Source organism: Roseivirga sp. YIW32 (assembly GCF_057219245.1).
In genome coordinates, this window is sequence record NZ_JBXVVG010000002.1 from 646,581 (window position 1) to 664,469 (window position 17,889).

Genomic DNA, 17,889 nt, shown 5'->3' on the forward strand with positions numbered 1-17,889 from the left:
CATATCTTTGCGCCATGGCACAGAATGACGACAATTTGCTCAAAAAGATCACAGCGCATGCTAAGGAGTATGGGTTTATTTTTCCTTCAAGTGAGATTTATGATGGCCTTGGCGCCGCCTATGATTACGGGCAAAATGGAGTAGAACTCAAGAACAACATCAAGCAGTATTGGTGGAAGGCGATGGTTCAGCTCAATGAAAACATTGTCGGTATTGATGCGGCCATATTCATGCACCCCACGACATGGAAGGCCTCAGGACACGTCGATGCATTCAATGATCCATTGATCGACAACAAGGATTCGAAAAAGCGTTATCGCGCGGATGTGCTCATCGAAGACCACATAGCGAAGTATGAGGCTAAAATTAAAAAGGAAGTAGCAAAAGCAGAGAAGCGATTTGGCGATTCTTTTGATAAAGCACAGTTTTTGGCTACCAATCCAAACGTTTTGCGCAACCAAGCAAAGATCGACGAGATCGAAAGTCGCATGGGGGAAAGTTTGGAAAAAGGAGATTTAGCCGCTGTCAAAGCCTTGATCGAAGAGTTGGGAATCGCTTGTCCTGTCTCGGGGTCAAAGAACTGGACGGAAGTACGTCAGTTCAATTTAATGTTCTCAACAGAGATGGGTTCGGTGGCTGACGATGCCAACAAGATCTACCTTCGGCCAGAAACAGCACAGGGCATCTTTGTCAATTACTTGAACGTACAAAAGACCGGAAGAATGAAGATCCCCTTCGGTATTGCACAAATAGGAAAGGCATTTAGAAACGAGATCATCGCACGTCAATTCATTTTTAGAATGCGCGAGTTTGAGCAAATGGAGATGCAATTCTTTGTGAAACCAGGTGAAGAGCTCAAATGGTATGAAGCTTGGAAAGAACAGCGAATCGCATGGCACAAAGCCCTAGGCATAGATGAATCGAATTATCGTTTTCATGATCATGTGAATTTGGCACACTATGCCAACGCTGCGGCTGATATTCAGTTCAACTTCCCAATGGGCTTCAAAGAGCTGGAAGGTATTCATTCAAGAACCGACTTTGATCTAAAAGCACATGAGGAACACTCAGGTAAGAAGTTACAATTCTTTGACCCTGAAGAGAACAAGTCATATGTGCCCTATGTCGTCGAAACGTCTATTGGCTTAGATCGGATGTTCTTAGCGATCATGACCGCTGCTTTTACGGAAGAAACATTAGAAGATGGTTCGGAGAGAACAGTTTTAAAGATTCCTGCCCCTTTGGCTCCATACCAAGTAGCCGTTTTGCCATTGTTGAAGAAAGAAGATTCCGGCTTACCTCAAAAGGCCAGAGAAATACTGAAAGAACTCAAATTCGACTTCAACTGTCAATACGATGAAAAAGATGCGATCGGTAAGCGTTACAGAAGACAAGATGCGATCGGTACACCTTACTGCGTCACGATAGATCATCAAACCTTAGAAGACAATACAGTAACAATCCGAGATCGGGATGACCTTTCTCAGATCAGAGTTTCTATTGAAGACGTAAAGGCCAAATTGAAGGAAACTACTTCGATGGAATCGTTACTTCGTAAGCTATAGACTCAAGACAGCTTTGTGCAATTAACAGTCAGAAATTCAATACTAAAAAAGCCTCAATTGTCCCTTTTCTGTTCGAACAAATAGGTCAGTTCTTAAGACGGTTTTCTCTATTTTTGGAAAATATTTCGCCTTGCCGAGTTCGAACAATCGCTGTATTGATTGGATCATTCGTCCTTCACCACGCATGCGGCTTCCAAAGCGACTATCGTTGAGTTGCCCGTGGTGTGCTTCTTTTATCTGATTCAAGATCTTTTCTGCTCTATCTGGATAGGCGCGGCGAACCCAGTGGGTAAATAGATCTCCTATTTGTCCATTGAGCCTAACAATGGTGTAGTTGACCCTTGTTGCGCCTGCGTTTGCCGCAGCTTGCATAATGTCCGGTATTTCATGGTCATTCAAGCCGGGAATGACTGGCCCGATCATTACGCCAACTTCAGCACCAAGATCGGCCAGTGCTTTTATGGCCTTAAGTTTTTGCTGAGCGGTAGCGGTTCGAGGTTCTAGCTTTCTTCTGAGCGATTCGTCAAGGGTGGTCAATGAAAAATAGGCAGTGAAGAGTTGATGATCCACCAAGGGACGAATAATGTCCAAGTCACGAGTGATCATGCTGTTTTTCGTGATAATGCCTACAGGGTTTTTATAGGTCAGGAAGACCTGGAGTAGTTTTCGGGTAATCTGGAGTTTCTTTTCAATGGGTTGATAGCAATCCGTATTGCCCGATAGAACGATGGTTCTTGGCTGCCAATTAGGATTTTGGAAGTGACGTTCTAGTAATTGAGGGGCATTGGTCTTGTATAGAATAACTCGTTCAAAGTCAAGTCCTGGGTTATAGCCCCAGTACTCATGTGAGTTGCGTGCATAGCAATAGATGCAACCATGTTCGCAGCCTTGGTAAGGATTGAGTGAATAGTCCATTCCCACATCCGGACTTTCGACTTTATTGACTATGGTCTTTGGATGTATTTCTAAATAGGTTGAGCGTGGTGCTTCCGTATCAAATTCATCAATTCCCTCGAGGTGCTCTTGCACGTAGTCATGCAGAAAAAACCTGTTTTTCAATTGCTTTTGAGCACCTCTTCCTTTGTAAATTACCTATTAAATTTAGTTTAACTAAAAATAATAGAAAAATGCTAAGCAAATACTAAGAATATGAGTATTGTGGCCAATGTAATGACCTCATAGGAGTCCTGTGGATGATATCATCCAATTAAGCATAAAACGCAGCAGAGAGGTCTTCTCCTGTTTCTTTGGAGATACTAAGCAGTCAAAAAAGCTGCACCGAACACACCGGCACTATCGCCTAGTTTGGGCCGAACGATCTTGGTGTCAAGTCTCAGATTGAAGACATACTTTGCCGCTTCTTCTATTCCTGCTGAGTACAGTTCGTCAATATTGCCGACGCCACCACCTAGAACGATCACATCGGGATCGAGAATATTGATGATGTTGGAGATGCCAAGTCCGAAGAAGTGGATCAAGCGTTGTAGGGTTTGCACGGCTACGGGATCCGTCTTGTCTCGGGCTGCAGGGATGATCTCTTTTAGCTTTTTTCGTACCCCCGTTTGTTCTTCATAATAGTTTTCCAAACCGGTTCCTGAGATGATCTTTTCAACGCAGCCGGTCTTTCCGCAATAGCAAGGTCCTCCACTTTCATCTAAGAAGTTATGTCCCCATTCTCCGCCAATTCCTTGTTTTCCATTGATCACTTGCCCGTTGACCACCACACCGCCACCGCAGCCGGTTCCCATAATGACACCAAAGACCACCTGGGCCAATGGGTCTACGACAGGCACAGCGCCCATGCGTGCTTCAGATAGTGCAAAGCAATTCGCATCATTCGCCATTTCGACAGGCACGCCAAAAAGATTGGTGAGGTCTTCCTTGAAGGCTTGGCCGTTGAGTACTGTTGAGTTGCTATTCTTATGTAAGCCAGTTTGTGGATCTCGTGTCCCAGGGGTACCAATTCCGATGGAAGTCGGTCTTTCTCCTGCTTCCAACATAAGCTTATCGAGCAGCTCTTTCAGCCGATTCAACACATGCTGATAGCCCTTATCTGCTTCAGTTTCGTGCCTGAGACGCACGAGAACTTCCGGTTCTTCTGCCGATTTAAGGACGACACCTTCCATTTTGGTTCCTCCCAGGTCAATACCCCAAAGTTTTTTACTCATGATTTAATCGTTTACTCTGAATAGTTTGGCTTCCCAAGGCCTCAGCAACAAATCTTCTGTGCTGTCATTGTAATTATAGACCAGCAATTCTAAGCCGGTAATGATGGGCTCAAAGTCTACGGTCTGCTCGGAGAAGTTCAACACCACCAAGAATTCATTTTCTTCATCCCACCGGCGATAGGCATAGATCTGCGGGTGCTCATTCATGATCGATTCGTAGTCGCCATAAACCAAGGTGGGGTGGGCTTTTCGAAAAGCGATCATTTCTCTGTAAAAATTCAAAATGGATTGACTATTCCGTTCCTGGTAGGTCACATTGAGATCTGCATAGTTTGGGTTGCTCTTTATCCAAGGCTCCACTAAAGAGAATCCTCCATTGGGTTCGTCAGTCCATTGCATGGGAGTTCTCGCATTATCGCGCCCCATTTTGTGCACATTGGGTAAATAGTGCTGTGGATTTTTACCCTCTATTTCCAGTGATTTAAAATAATTGATCGTTTCGATGTCTCGGTAGTCATAGGTGGTATCAAAAGCCACATTGGTCATACCAATTTCGTCCCCTTGGTAGATGTATGGCGTTCCTCGCATACTCAACAAGAGCATGGCAAGTAGTTTAGCCGACTGAATATGATATTCCCGATCATTTCCGAACCTTGAGACAATACGGGGGAAATCATGGTTGCCTAAAAAGATACTTCCCCAACCTTTGCCTTTGAGCTTTTCGTCCCACTGTGTGAAGACATTCTTGAACTCTACCAGATCGTATCTTTTTGGATCGAATTTTCCTCCAGGTCCAAAATCGATGAACATGTGGTCGAAGTGAAACACCATGTCGAGCTCTTCTCGAGCTTCATCCACATAATCCAGTCCATGCTCAAGGGTGATGCCAGGTCCTTCCCCGACGGTCATGATGTCGTACTTGCTCAGCACCTTTTGATTCAACTCATGCAAAAATTCATGAATGCGTGATCCATTTGCGTATTGCTGCCGAATGGTATCTTCAAAGACTTCTGAGACCATGTCGTCATATTCAGGTCTTTTGGAGATGAGAGAAATCACATCCATTCGGAAGCCGTCGACGCCTTTGTCAAACCAGAATTTGACGATGTCTGCCACTTCTTCTCTCACCTTCGGGTTTTCCCAATTGAGATCAGGTTGTTTTTTGGTGAAGAGGTGTAAGTAGTATTCTTCCGTAAGTTCATCATAGGCCCAAGCAGAGCCACCAAAAAAGGCTTGCCAATCTGTTGGGGGACCACCATTTTTTCCGGGCTTCCAAATGTAATAATCCCGAAAGGGGTTGTCTTTGGATTGTCGGGAGGCTTCAAACCAGGCATGTTCGTCAGAGCTGTGGTTCACCACCAGATCCATTATCAATTTGATTCCACGTAGGTGGCAGCCTTCCAGCAATTCATCAAAATCTGACATGTCGCCAAATTCGTCCATGATGTTGCGGTAATCAGAGATGTCGTAACCGTTATCGTCGTTCGGTGATTGATATACAGGACAGAGCCAAATGATATCTACTCCGAGGGAGGCGATGTAGTCAAGCTTTTGAATGATCCCTTGAAGATCTCCAATACCGTTGCCTGTGCTATCCATGAAGCTTCTAGGATAGATCTGATACACAATTCCTTCTTTCCACCATGTCTTTTTCATCGCATTCAATTTTGTGTTAACCAGAGCATTTCATAAGGGCGAAGTACTAATCTACCATTTTCGATGGAGACGGCACGATTAGTCAGCTTGTCCTTCAGTTCAAGCGGATTCAGCTGTGCTTGTTGAAAGACCAAATGGCTAAAAACTACTTGATCATCATCTTTGAAGTTTGCTAAGACTAAGGTGCGTGCTTCTCCCACGTAACGTTCAAAGGCAAAAACATGCTCGTTGGACGTTTCTACCAGCTTGAAGTTATTCTGATCGGTAAATTCAGGGCTCTTGCTGCGAATCTCGATCATGCGTTGGAGGGTAGCAAAGACCTTGGCCTGAGGACTGTTTTTAACATGCCGTTTTTCGGCTAATTTCCAATCCATTTTTGGTCGGTGCATCCAGCGATTGTCATCGCTTTTGTGTTCGTCCTCTAAAAAACTATAGTCATTGAGCATGGCGATTTCGTCGCCAGAGTAGATAACGGGAATTCCTCCAAAGGCCAGAATGACACCATGCAACAAATTTATTCTTGCGATCGATCGCTCAATGCCAAGCTTGTTTTTTTCTTCCAAGGCCTGCTCCAATCCGGCTAAAGAGGCTAAACTACCTGAAATCCTAGCATCACCCGTTTTTGGGTTATACATAAAGGGTAAGCCTTTGGCGAATGATCCGTGGAAATCGCCGGTAAAGAATTTTGTCAGAAAACTACGATGCGCACTCGGGTCAAAGCCTGATTCTTGTATGTGTCGGTCTTCAAAGCTCATCCCGATGTCATCATGGCAACGCACATAATTCACCCATGTAGTACCTAATGGTTTTTTAGGTTTATCGCGAAGGCCTGCTTTCATGACACGCGTACTTCTTGTGGCAATAGAATTCCAGAGCAAGGCCATGAAGGTGGCATTGTAGGCCATGTCATGTTCATTACTCCAAACGTCTGCCTCTCCAAAGTACTTGACAATCTCTTCTGGAGCAACGATGGCTTCTGCTAAAAAGGCAACTCCAGGAGCAACTACTTGTGAACACAACTTAAAGAGCTGATGTATGGTATGTGCTTCGGGTAAGTTCTGGCAGCTTGTGCCTAATTTTTTCCAGACAAAGGCCACAGCATCCATTCTGAAAATGTCAACTCCCAAATTGGCCTGAAGAAGCACATTGTTGAGCATCTCGACAAAGACATAAGGGTTGCGGTAGTTCAGGTCCCATTGGTAGGTATTGAAGACCGTCATCACCCATCTATCCATTTGCTTATCATAGGTAAAGTTTCCCGGTGCACTCTCAGGGAAGACTTCCGGCAAAGACTGTTCGAAGGCATCCGGAGTACTTCGATCTTCAAATGTGTAGTAGAAGTCCTGGCAATGTGGATCGCCCTTTTTCGCTTTTTTTGCCCAAATGTGCTCATCAGAGGTATGGTTGACAACAAAGTCAAGCATGAGGAGCTTGTTGGATTTTTTTAAAGCCTTGGTTACTCTGCTCAGGTCTGCATTGGTACCAAACTTCGGGTCGACTTTTTTGTAGCTGCTGACGGCATATCCTCCATCACTTTTTTGTTTTGGGCTTTGAAAAAGCGGCATAAGGTGAAGCATGTTGACACCCAATTCATCAAAGTAATCCAATTTGTTCAAGAGCCCATTCAGGTCATCGTTGAAGCGGTCCACATAAAGCATCATGGCAGTGATGTCCTGTGTGCAAAACCACTGATGATTCGCCTCGCGCGCAGTATCTGTTTTCAGCAGGTGACTACCTCTTTTACACGCTGCATCAGCCATCACATCCATGAGCATGTCTAGTGCGGGTTCGTAATTCGGGTGATCGCCATACAGCTGGGTAAACCGACTGTAAATGGCAGAGAATAAAGCCGTAAGACGCTGGTGAAAATCACTTGACAGTTGTTGGCTCTGTAAATTTTTGTTTTTGGCTCTTAGCTCCTTTAAAACAATATGGGCAGTAGGATTATACATTTAGCAATACTGTGGACGACGAATGTATTTTTTAATCAGTAGAGTGCCAACGATTTGGCATAAAAAACCCTGACTCTGCTGTGGCAGAATCAGGGAAGTATACTAGCGATAACTTATGCAAACCAGATCACGATAGCGGCTGTTAGCAACAAGAGTAGCAAAGACAGTACTCGGTAGTTTTTGTACCATGGCAAGCCCTCCAACTCTTTGGTCTCTTCTGTGTAGATCTTTTTTGACCAAATCATTCCTTGCAACTTCTCATCAGTTGGTGCTGGTGAGAATTGACTGATGACGAGATTCAAGGCAATGGCGATCACAAATAGAATCGGAACAGTATATAAGAAATGGACTCCGGTGTCTTCTGTGCTAATACCACCAAAAGTGGCAAATGCGTAAAGGATCCATGCAATAACAATGAGGTAAGAAAGCACCAAACTCCAAAAGCCTCCGTTTGCGTTCGAGCGCCTCGAGAACAACCCGACAACAAAAGCGGCAACAATTGGAGGTGAAATAAAGGCTAGGATTTGCTGCAAATAGGTCCACAATGAACGGAAGGTTTCGATCATTGGCGCCCAGGCAGCTGCTAAAATCACTAGGATGACGGTGGCCACCTGGCCCGCTCTTACCAGTTGTTTAGACGTCATGCCCGGCCTTAATTTTTGGGTGAAGTCCATCGTAATCAGTGTGGAGGCCGAGTTTAAGGTAGCAGAAATACTTGATGACATGGCAGCAAGTAAACCTGCGATCACCAGCCCTAGAATGCCCGTAGGAAGCAAAGAATAGATCAGTACGGGATAGGTCATATTAGGACAGTCCTTTAAGGTTGTGCAGGTTTCAAATCCTGTTTCTGTAGGGACACTGTAATTCAAAAAACTGATGTCCGTATCTGAAAAGAGCAGAATCGCCAAAACCCCAGGAATCACCATGATGAAAAGGACGGGAAGTTTCAATAAACCCGCAAAGATGGCACCCCAGCGACCATGGTTCAGGTCTTTTGCGGAGAGCACCCGCTGCACCATGAATTGATTATTCGCCCAGAAATAAAAACCCAACAAAGGAACCCCAAATAACAAACCGAGCCAGGGCATGGCTTCGTCGGAATTCGGCCGTATGAGACTCAGCACCTCATCTGATGTTTTGCTGAGTTCACCAGCGGCATGCATGTTATTCAATCCATCAATCATGGCTCTCCAACCGCCAACTTCACTGAAAGCAAAGTAGGTGACGAGCACGGAGCCAAAGATCAATAAGACGGCTTGAATTACTTCGGTATGGACAACCGAGGAAAGTCCGCCGGGAATCGTATAAGCTGCAGCGGCAAAGGCCAATAATGAGATGATGATCCAGGAGGGAACGTCTGGAAAAATGATCTTCAAGATCAAGTTTCCGGCATAAAGGCCTGACGCCGTATCAATGATCACATTACCAACTATGGTAATACCAGAGAACAAATAGCGAGAACGCGTATCGTACCGCCGTTCCAGAAACTCAGGCATGGTATATACCTTCGATTTAAGGTAAAATGGCAAGAAAAAGATGGCAAAGATGACCAGTACAACAGCGGCCATCCATTCGTAATTGTACACGGCCACGTTGGTGTTGAATGCATCGGAGGTTAGACCGATCAAGGTGTTTGAGCCAATATTTGCTGCAAAAAGAGAGATTCCAACGATTGGCCAGGCCATGTTTCGACCTGCCAAAAAATAATCTTCTGAGCTTTCCTGCTTTCCTTTTCTGATGCCGTACCAGACAATGCCGACGAGATATACGATGATGATCGCAAAATCGATGGTCGTTAAGCCTATGCTTTCCATGTTGTGAGTTAAGGTTGATGATGGTGCACCCACACTTATCGTGTGAGATGCTTGAATCTTAATAATAAGGCATAAAGCCTAAAATTCATAGTGAATTAGTGCCCAAGTACCTGACGTATGGCCTTATTGGCCAATGGAGCCATCATTTGATAGCCGGCTTCATTGGGGTGTACACCGTCATAGGTTAATTCTTCTCGGAGATCATTCTTACTGCCCACCATTGCCGAATAATAATCGAGGTAATGATGCCCCTCTTTTTCACAATAGCTCTTGATTAGGGCATTGAGCTTAGGAATCTCCATATTTGGTGCTTTTCCTGGGGCCCAGGGATAATTGAAAGCAGGCAGAACGGAAGACAGAATCACGTTGATATGATTAGCCTTGGAAAGCTCTGCCATGCTTTTGATGTTGTCCATGATCTGTTCTAAGGTCATTGGCCCAGTATTGCCAGCAATGTCGTTTGTACCAGCGAGTAGGATTACTACGTTTGGCTTAAGGTCAATGACATCTTGTCGAAAGCGCAAAAGCATTTGTGGGGTCGTTTGTCCACCAATACCTCTACCCAAGTATTGGTTTTGCTCAAAGAACTCAGGCATCATGCGTACCCAGCCTTCAGTTATCGAATTGCCTATGAAGACCACGGGGTGTTCTCCTGGAATAATCTGTTCATTTTCAGCTTGATACCTTTCCAAGTTTGCCCAATCTTGTGATAACACTAGCGTATGCATAAGGAATAAGAAACCGATGGTCAGTGACTTTTTCATCAATCCAAGATCAATAAAAAAGCCGACAAATACATGACGGCTTTCTTAGTGCTTAACTCGTTTATTGTTGACTCAGCGTTTCGTTTCTCAACTGCAATTTGTCTACAATGAAATGCCCAATGGCTCGGCCTTGAGTTACTCCATTGGCAATGGCTGGCATGTAGTGAATACCACCGTATAATCTTGAGATCGCGGCTTCTTCTGACGCGTGCCTGAAAGAGTCAAAGGAACGGATGGGTAATCCGTATTTTACTTCCGTGTCATCATCAAAGGAAAAATTATCGCCATAAATAGAGGTGAGAACCACAGCCGCTGCATTGGATATAACGGAATGCCCACTGGTGTATTCAGGGAACGGGGGTGTTTGTAAAAGAGGCAACCATTCTTCATCGATGTGTTGATTGATCAATGTTTCAGGTCGGATCAAACTAGATCTATATTTTTCATCCCAGCAACTAATAAACCCATCAGCCAGGGCAATAGAGGTGAGCGCATAGGCTTCAGCTGATTGCATCAGATCAGATCCTGCTTTTTGTGCCGCGATTTTCACGATCCCTATCCAGTGACCACCAGGGGTGATTTTTTTTGTTGCAGCCATTACATGACCCGTTACATTCATAACATACGGATTGCAATCCCAAAATGAGGCAATCTCTTTTTGTTCATCTGTTAGGTTGTTGCCAACCTCATAAACTTCCATGATCTCTTTGTAAAAGGCGCTTCCTTTTGTCAGATCAAAAGGTGTGGGTCGCTCAGGTACAAACTGGTTGGCCGAGTCGATCGCGAATGGTCTGATCTGATTCCAATGGGGCTCTATCGCTTCCATATACCCAGGGGGCGTAGGTTCCCATCGTGTTGGGTCATCGGTAATGGTAAATTTAGGATAGGTACGTGTCTGCTTGTACATGTCTCCATCTGCCCAGGCCATAATATGTGTGGCTACTTCGTTGCCATAGGCCAGAGAGGCCTCAAAGTACAATTTGTTCACTCCTTCGCTAAGCTCTTCATAAAGCGCTGCTTTGTACGTGTCTAGTTTCGCTTCGGAAAAGATCAATGCCGTTCCAATGTTGAGAAAGGCCTCCAATGCAGCAAGGTCATAACTGATGTCTTCGGTCGGTTCTGGAATGGCGGTTAAACCTGTGAGTTGTCCCGCGAGCGATTTGTATCGGTTATCGTTACTTGCCAGCACCTCGTAGGCGGCAATGCTCGGATAAGCGTAGATTCTGCTGGCCACAGGCGGCGAAAAAATGTCGTGAACGCTCACCTGGCTCAACTCTTCCATCGCCTCATGGTAGACGTTGGCCTCAATGCTTAATTCCTTTACGCCATTGTCGCAGGCAGTAAAGAATAAGGCTGTAATCAATAGTATTAAAAAGTTGGTCTTCTTCATCTTTGCCTTCTCGCTGTTGCTACTCGAAATTAGCGGTTTATCTCTTGAACTTTCAAGTGAACGCCTTGATAATTCTCTATTCTTGAAGAAATTCCATCACTTTTTCATTTGCTTCATGTGGCAAGAATTGATCGAACTCGTAGAAATACAGTTCCTGGCCAAGTGCTACGAATGCCTTGTATTTTCCATCAGGTCCGAGCGTAAGTTCCGAATTCCTCAGTCGCAATACCCCATTTGTTTTGACATAATCAAACCAGCCGTCCAGGTCTGTGAGGACAAAGGACATGTTCACTGCTTTTTCATCAGCATAATTGCGCATTCCTCTTCGTTCATCGACTAGTCCAATGAATCCACCTTGGCTCCCTTGGTAGATCTTTGTCCATCCTTGGTCAGCGACAAGCTCAAGACCCAGCACGTCTTCATAGTAGTTTTGAAGGGCCAACAGGTCTTTGTGATAGAGCCAGGTAATGCTGCCATGGAAACCAAGCGTTTTGCCATCATACCGCACGGTGGTGGGTACTTCTTCATTCTGTGCTAGGCGAGTAGCAAAAGGCTCATTTTCTTTGTGTGTTTTAAATAGCTCAAATTCTAGTAAATAACCTTCAGGGTCGACGGCGACAAAGCCGTCATGTGGGCCTCCTTCTTGTGGTTTGTAGGTATACTTGATGCTGACATTTTGTTCTTGAAGGTGAGCATACCAGTTGGGAAGGTCGCGCGTCAAGAAAGCCAGTGCGACAGATTTATCTTCGTCCGCTGAATGCATCCCCTTAGCCTCATCAACTAAAACGAGCATGGATTGATGCGAGATCTTGAACATGGAAGCATTATCATACTTTCCGATTAAGGTCAAACCCAAAGTCTCTTCATAAAATGTGGTCGCTGCCTCTAGGTCTTTGTAGTACAAAAAAACATTGGTCGCTTGAATTCCAAAGTCCTGTAATGTGCGGAAATCGGTGTTTTTCGCCAGTAGTTCATTAATATAATGGGGTTGATAACCGAGCAATCGACCAAAACGCCTGGCGATGTCCTCTCTTGCTGCTCCCTTGTAGGCATTCGCTGCTACCAGGGCTTGCTTGTCTGCTTTGATCTTCTCATAAGTGGCCAGTGTTTCGCCTTGAAAGAGCAAGACGACTTCTTTTCCTTCCGTAGCAGTTGTTGGAAAAAGATCAGTGACTAAAAAATCACCTTCTCTTTTTGCCTCCACTTGGTAGTTGGCTGCTTCCTGCTGTGCTAGTACAAAAAAGTCGTCCATCGCATAAGGCATCATGGAGGCACTCAGGGCCATGGGTTTGGCTCCCGCATGTATCGCTTCTGAAAAGGCAGCGATTTGTCCAAGTTCTCTTTGGAAATTATTGCTGCCGCAGCTCAAGAAGAAAAGGGAAAGGACAAATCCCTTAAAACTTGTTTTTAATAAGACAGCGATAGGACTACTGATCTGAAATGGGCTTTGCATAGAAAAGAGGGGGATGTTTTTCATCATAATCTGTAAGGGATTGAAAGGCTTTTGCCATGGTCAATAGTGTGCCTTCTTGGTATAAATTTCCGATAAACGTCATGCTTGTGGGCCTGCCTTTATCATCAAAGCCTGTTGGGACGGAAATCACAGGATGACCGGTAAGGTTGGTGATCTGCAATTGACGACCTCCGAATGATGGAGCGATGATCACATCATAGTCCAAAAAAAGCGCGTTGACCGCTTCGATCAGTTCACGTCGATGTCGGTTCGCTTGGAGGTAGTCCACTGCCGGAATAAAGAGGGCTTGCCGCAAGGAATTGGCACGAGAGCCTTGATGCTGCTCCACCAACTCATCTACTTTGCCCGAGCGAATCAGTTCATCAAAAAAAGCACCGGCTTCAGCTCTGAGAATGATGTCAAATACTTGGAAAGGGAAGTTGGAAGGTAAGGCAATAGAATCAGGTTCGATGCCAAATTCATCTTTGAGCAGCATTACTTGTTTACGCAAGTTGTTGCCGTTTGCCGATGTATCGCGATCCGCATCGGCTTTCAAATAAGCGAGCTTTAAGTTTTCTACGGCCCTAAAATCTCGAGTAAAAGGAGCCCGGTTGGTCGATGGGTCATTTACATCAAAGCCATAAATGGCATTAAAGACAATTTCACAATCCTCAGCGGAACGACAAATGGGGCCTATTTTGTCCATGGACCAGCTTAGGCTCATTACCCCATATCGACTGACGCGGCCGTAGGTAGGACGAAGGCCGGTGACACCATTTCTTGCAGCAGGCGAGGTGATGGATCCTAGCGTTTCGGTTCCCAACGAAAAGGCGACCAAGCCGGCAGAGGTGGCTGAACCAGAACCTGCAGAAGAACCACTTGCCCCTTGACTCAGGTCCCACGGATTTTTTGTTTTTCCGCCAAACCAAACATCTCCTCTAGCCAATGTTCCTGATACCAGTTTGGCGATCAAGACAGCCCCTTGCGCTTCCAGCAACTTGACAACAGTAGCCGTTTCGTTCAACATTTGGTCTTTGTAAGGAGCTGCTCCCCAAGTGGTGGGGTAGCCTTCCACAGCCATCAAGTCTTTTACCCCGTAGGGGATTCCATGGAGAATTCCTTTGTATTGACCTGCAGCAATCTCTTCATCAGCGCGTTTGGCTTGAACAAGGGCCATGGAATCGGTCACAGTGATCACAGCTTCTAATTGTGCATCGTAGGTCGCAATGCGATCCAGGTAGATCTGGGTTAACCGAGTGGAGGTTAATTGTTTATTCTTGAGCAGTGATGCGAGCTCCTTGATGCTTAAGAAGGCAATTTCTTCGTCTGTTTCTGGAAGAATTATTCCGCCTGGAATATTGGGTTGAAATCGCTGCTGCTTGCCCTTTGGCATGTCAAAACCATGCGGATGTGGATCAAAGGTTATCGCTGGGAAGGTGTTTTGGTTTGGAGTGAACCTCCTCATGTTTTCGTACCCTCGCTTATTTCGACCGAGGTAATTGTACATGGTGTCGATCGCTTCTTGTTGAAAATCGAGCCCGTAGAGGCGTTGTGCACTTTCTATATCTTTGGTGCGAAAGCCGTATTGCGGTGCTTTGCAGGCGGCAATGGTTAAGAGCAAAATGAGGTAAAGCGATACGTTTTTCATGTCAAGCCTGATGAATTCAACCCATAATCTCTGTAAAATCAAGGCAAGAACATAGCTGGATCACACAAATTTCATGCATGGCGTATTCTCATTGCCCCATAGTTCTTTCAAACAATAGGAATTGCAATCTACTTATTACTGGGAAACAAAAGGAGTTCGGACCTCAGGTCTCAAGCCACATCTGACGCAAGCTGAATTTTCAGTTGGCGGACCCGAATGGTTTAAGGTTAAGAAGAATTGGTGATTGATCATTCCTGACGGCAATGAGAAGGTTTTCACTCAACATTGCGGCACCACGATATTCCCCCCAAGTTGTGGTTGTATTCAAATAAGCATCCTGTGTAGTGGTAAAGCGTCCATTCCCTTTGCCTAGCAACAAGGTGATAGGCTTTGCATCTGCTTTGCCTTGATTAACTCGATAGGAATAGTTGTTACCAAATAGGATGAGATCCTTCAGGTCATCTCCATCAATGTCTTCAAAGACAATACTCATGGTTGGACTCATTTGAGCCTCCTGGGGTAGCAGGAGCTTCTCGAAATTTCCACCTCCCTTGTTCAATAACACAAGAGAGTGTAGTTCTGTGGCCAACAAACGCAGGCTTTCCTTCACTTGATCAGCACCAAGCAATTCCTTTGGACCGCTCAGTTTTGCGTATGATTTGTAGTCGCTGTGTTTTTTCTTGAACGCACTGACTTGTTTGATCAGTTCATCTCGGCTAGTGAAAGGGGTTTGTTGTCCTTCCTGGTAATGGAAAAGTATGGGGTCCGTTTGTTCGTTCTTATCAAAATCACCAACAAATAGGGTCAGGGGTTCTTCCTCAGAGGCCTTTAGTTTTGAATTCAAGCCCAAATTTCCCGCAACGAAATCCACTAAGCCATCCTCATTGATGTCGGTTACTAAAAGTGAGGACCAAAACCCGCTTCCACTTCCAGTGGTTCGATCTCTAAAAACGCCCCTACCATCATTTTCAAGCCAAAGCACTTCTGTCCATTCCCCGGCCAGCACAATATCCAAGTCCCCGTCATTGTCGACATCAGCCATTTCAGCTGCATTGATCATTCCAAGCGGACTAGAAATGTCCATTCTTCGCTGAAACTCATCGTTGAATTGCCCCCTACCGTTGTTGATCAGCAAGTACTGTTTCGGTGCTAAGCCGTAATTTCCTTTGTTGACATTGGCACCAACGAAAATGTCTAGGTCACCATCCCCATCGATATCTCCTGTAGTTATGGTCTTGCCCTGAGAGCCAATTTGTGGCAAGGCCATCGGTGCGAAAAAGAGATTTCCCTCTCCATCGTTGAGAAAAAGCTTATCGTAATTGTAGAGTTGTCCGTCAGCAAATTCATTTCCTGCTGAGGTAACGTAGAGATCTGGAGCCCCATCTCCATTCGCATCGAAGAATTCGGCGGCCACATCTTCTGATTTAGCCAATTGCTCGAAGGCACGATTCTTTTTTCGCTCAAACTGTTCGTTCTGTTTTTGTAACCAGAGCTCTGCAGCCTGTTCACTGGCTCCTCCAAAAAAGACATCGTTTAGGCCGTCTCCGTTCACATCAGCAAGAGCCAGTGCAGGCCCTTCGGTATTGAATTTACGAGGAATCAGGTACTCGATATCGAAATCACTGTAGCTGTTCTCCTGATGTCGATAGTCAATGTTGTGGTCCACAATGGCAATTTGTTTACTGGCACCAATGCCTAGGCTAAGGCGCCCGCCTTCTGGCGAATAGTTGATTTCAACCAATTGATTTGTAGCGACTTTTGTCATTGTTTGTTTCTGGCCATCAGACCAGATCACTTCAATATCGACTTCAGGGATGGTTCCTAAGCCAAAGTAAAGCTGTGGAGGCACGGAGGATTGAAAACCGCGAGTCGTATAATTTTGCCTGAAAAAAGATTGTGCCTTGTTTCGTACAATCACCTTAGCCCCGATGCCGAAAGGATTGAATGCTGGTCCATTGAGCTTAACCGTCAAATAATTTGCTTCCGAATTGGTTGTGTTCTCGTAGAGGAAAGCCTCTTGCTCTGTGTTATTGATGATCAATTCAAGATCGCCGTCATTGTCCAGATCAGCGAAGGCGGAACCATTAGAATAACTGGGTTGGTCGAGGCCCCATTTGTTGGCCACATCTTCCATCTGCATCTTGCCAAGATGCTTCTTTGCCATGTTGGGAATCTTTACTGTGGGTAAGGTATTGATCAAGAAGGCATCTCTTTCTTCTTGACTTTGTCCTCCTTCTGGTGGATTGGACAAATAGTTGAGGTAATCCAAGTCATTGGGCCTTTTGAAGATGCCATTGGTGATGTGGAGGTCTGGTAAACCATCGTTGTCCATGTCAAAAATCAGAGGCGACCATGACCAGTCAGACGCGAAAGTACCGGCCATTAAACTGACATCTGAAAACTGCCCATTTCCTAAATTTTGCTGTAAGGTATTTCTAACGTATTGATCTCCATAGCCCAGTCTCTTTTTGATCTGATAGACTTCCACTTTGTCTTCAGTAACCGATTTTCTCCAAATCTCAGGGTCTGAAGGAAGCATATCTGTAGTGACGACCTCAGGAAAGCCATCGTTGTTCATGTCGGCGATTTCGTTGCCCATGGAATAGCGGCTGGTTTGACGAATGCGCTCTTCAAGTCGTTCTGAAAAAGTACCATCTTGGTTATTGATGTAGAGGTAGTCGTTTTCCGTGAAATCATTTGAAACATAAATGTCTGGCCATTGGTCCTGATTCACGTCGCTGACCGTAAGGCCCAAACCAAAACCAATGATGCTACTGTAAATTCCTGCTTTTTCGGTTACATCAATAAATGTGTTTCTTCCTTGCGCTAGTTGGGACTGAAAAAGCTTGTCACCACCGGCATCTGCTTGTCTTCGGGCCTGGGATTCGCTAAAGACTTCCGGGTTCTTTACGGCATGTGTCAACAGGTACATGTCCAGATCACCGTCCCGATCGTAGTCAAAAAAGGCAGCTTGCGTGGAAAATCCTTCAAAATCGAGTCCATAAGTTGCTGCGGATTCAGTAAAGGTGCCGTCTTGATTGTTGATGAACAGTTCGTTCTTTCCCTGTGCTGTTTTGTAATTGCCAACGTTCGATACGTAAATATCCAACCAACCATCCCCATTGACGTCGGCCATGGTGGTTCCTGCTGACCAAGTACTTTTTCCGGCAACACCGGCTTTTTCCGTCGCATCTTCAAACTGAAGATTGCCTTTGTTGAGGTAGAGTTTGTTGGGTTTTTGGTTGGCGGTGAAATAAAGATCCACAAGTCCGTCGTTGTTGACGTCTCCAGCAGACACACCGCCTCCATTGTAGTAATAGAGGTATTCTAATATGTTGAATTCTACACTTGGTGAGAGCTCATTGATGAAATCAATTCCTGTGTCTTGGGAAGAGCGCAACTGAAAGCGTTTGGCGTCTTCCTCCTGACAAGAACAAAAGATCAATAAGATCAAAAGTGCGCCAATGGCCTTTTTCATT

General features: G+C 45.2%; 11 protein-coding genes. 1 reads left to right on the forward strand and 10 read right to left on the reverse strand.

The window, feature by feature from the left end:
- Window positions 1–14 precede the first annotated feature (14 nt).
- Entirely contained in the window at window positions 15–1,565 is a 1,551-nt protein-coding gene (locus AC2D6U_RS11655; protein ID WP_484721163.1) for a glycine--tRNA ligase, read from the forward strand.
- Between the two features lie 42 nt (window positions 1,566–1,607).
- Here the strand turns inward: AC2D6U_RS11655 and AC2D6U_RS11660 are convergent, their stop codons facing one another.
- The 10 genes from AC2D6U_RS11660 to AC2D6U_RS11705 form a co-directional block, all read right to left on the reverse strand.
- A complete protein-coding gene (locus AC2D6U_RS11660; RefSeq protein ID WP_484721768.1) occupies window positions 1,608–2,654 on the reverse strand; it encodes a PA0069 family radical SAM protein in 1,047 nt (348 codons plus the stop codon).
- 167 nt (window positions 2,655–2,821) lie between these two features.
- Window positions 2,822–3,733: an ROK family protein gene (locus AC2D6U_RS11665; RefSeq protein WP_484721164.1), complete on the reverse strand. Its 912-nt coding sequence runs from the start codon at window positions 3,731–3,733 to the stop codon at window positions 2,822–2,824.
- A 3-nt stretch (window positions 3,734–3,736) separates the two neighbouring features.
- The gene (locus AC2D6U_RS11670; RefSeq protein ID WP_484721165.1) at window positions 3,737–5,389 is read right to left on the reverse strand and encodes a glycoside hydrolase family 13 protein; all 1,653 of its coding nucleotides are present in this window, start codon (window positions 5,387–5,389) and stop codon (window positions 3,737–3,739) included.
- 5 nt (window positions 5,390–5,394) lie between these two features.
- Window positions 5,395–7,341: an amylosucrase gene (locus AC2D6U_RS11675; protein WP_484721166.1), complete on the reverse strand. Its 1,947-nt coding sequence runs from the start codon at window positions 7,339–7,341 to the stop codon at window positions 5,395–5,397.
- A 113-nt stretch (window positions 7,342–7,454) separates the two neighbouring features.
- A complete protein-coding gene (locus tag AC2D6U_RS11680) occupies window positions 7,455–9,155 on the reverse strand; it encodes a sodium:solute symporter (RefSeq protein ID WP_484721167.1) in 1,701 nt (566 codons plus the stop codon).
- Between the two features lie 95 nt (window positions 9,156–9,250).
- The gene (locus AC2D6U_RS11685) at window positions 9,251–9,919 is read right to left on the reverse strand and encodes an SGNH/GDSL hydrolase family protein (RefSeq protein WP_484721168.1); all 669 of its coding nucleotides are present in this window, start codon (window positions 9,917–9,919) and stop codon (window positions 9,251–9,253) included.
- Window positions 9,920–9,980: 61 nt separating this feature from the next.
- A complete protein-coding gene (locus tag AC2D6U_RS11690; RefSeq protein WP_484721169.1) occupies window positions 9,981–11,309 on the reverse strand; it encodes a vanadium-dependent haloperoxidase in 1,329 nt (442 codons plus the stop codon).
- Between the two features lie 76 nt (window positions 11,310–11,385).
- Window positions 11,386–12,762 carry a VOC family protein gene (locus AC2D6U_RS11695; protein WP_484721170.1) on the reverse strand — a complete coding sequence of 459 codons (1,377 nt, stop codon included), beginning with the start codon at window positions 12,760–12,762 and terminating at the stop codon, window positions 11,386–11,388.
- A complete protein-coding gene (locus tag AC2D6U_RS11700; RefSeq protein ID WP_484721171.1) occupies window positions 12,737–14,410 on the reverse strand; it encodes an amidase in 1,674 nt (557 codons plus the stop codon). Before AC2D6U_RS11700 ends, AC2D6U_RS11695 begins: the two co-directional genes overlap by 26 nt.
- Before the next feature lie 199 nt (window positions 14,411–14,609).
- A complete protein-coding gene (locus AC2D6U_RS11705) occupies window positions 14,610–17,888 on the reverse strand; it encodes a VCBS repeat-containing protein (protein WP_484721172.1) in 3,279 nt (1,092 codons plus the stop codon).
- Window position 17,889 lies beyond the last annotated feature (1 nt).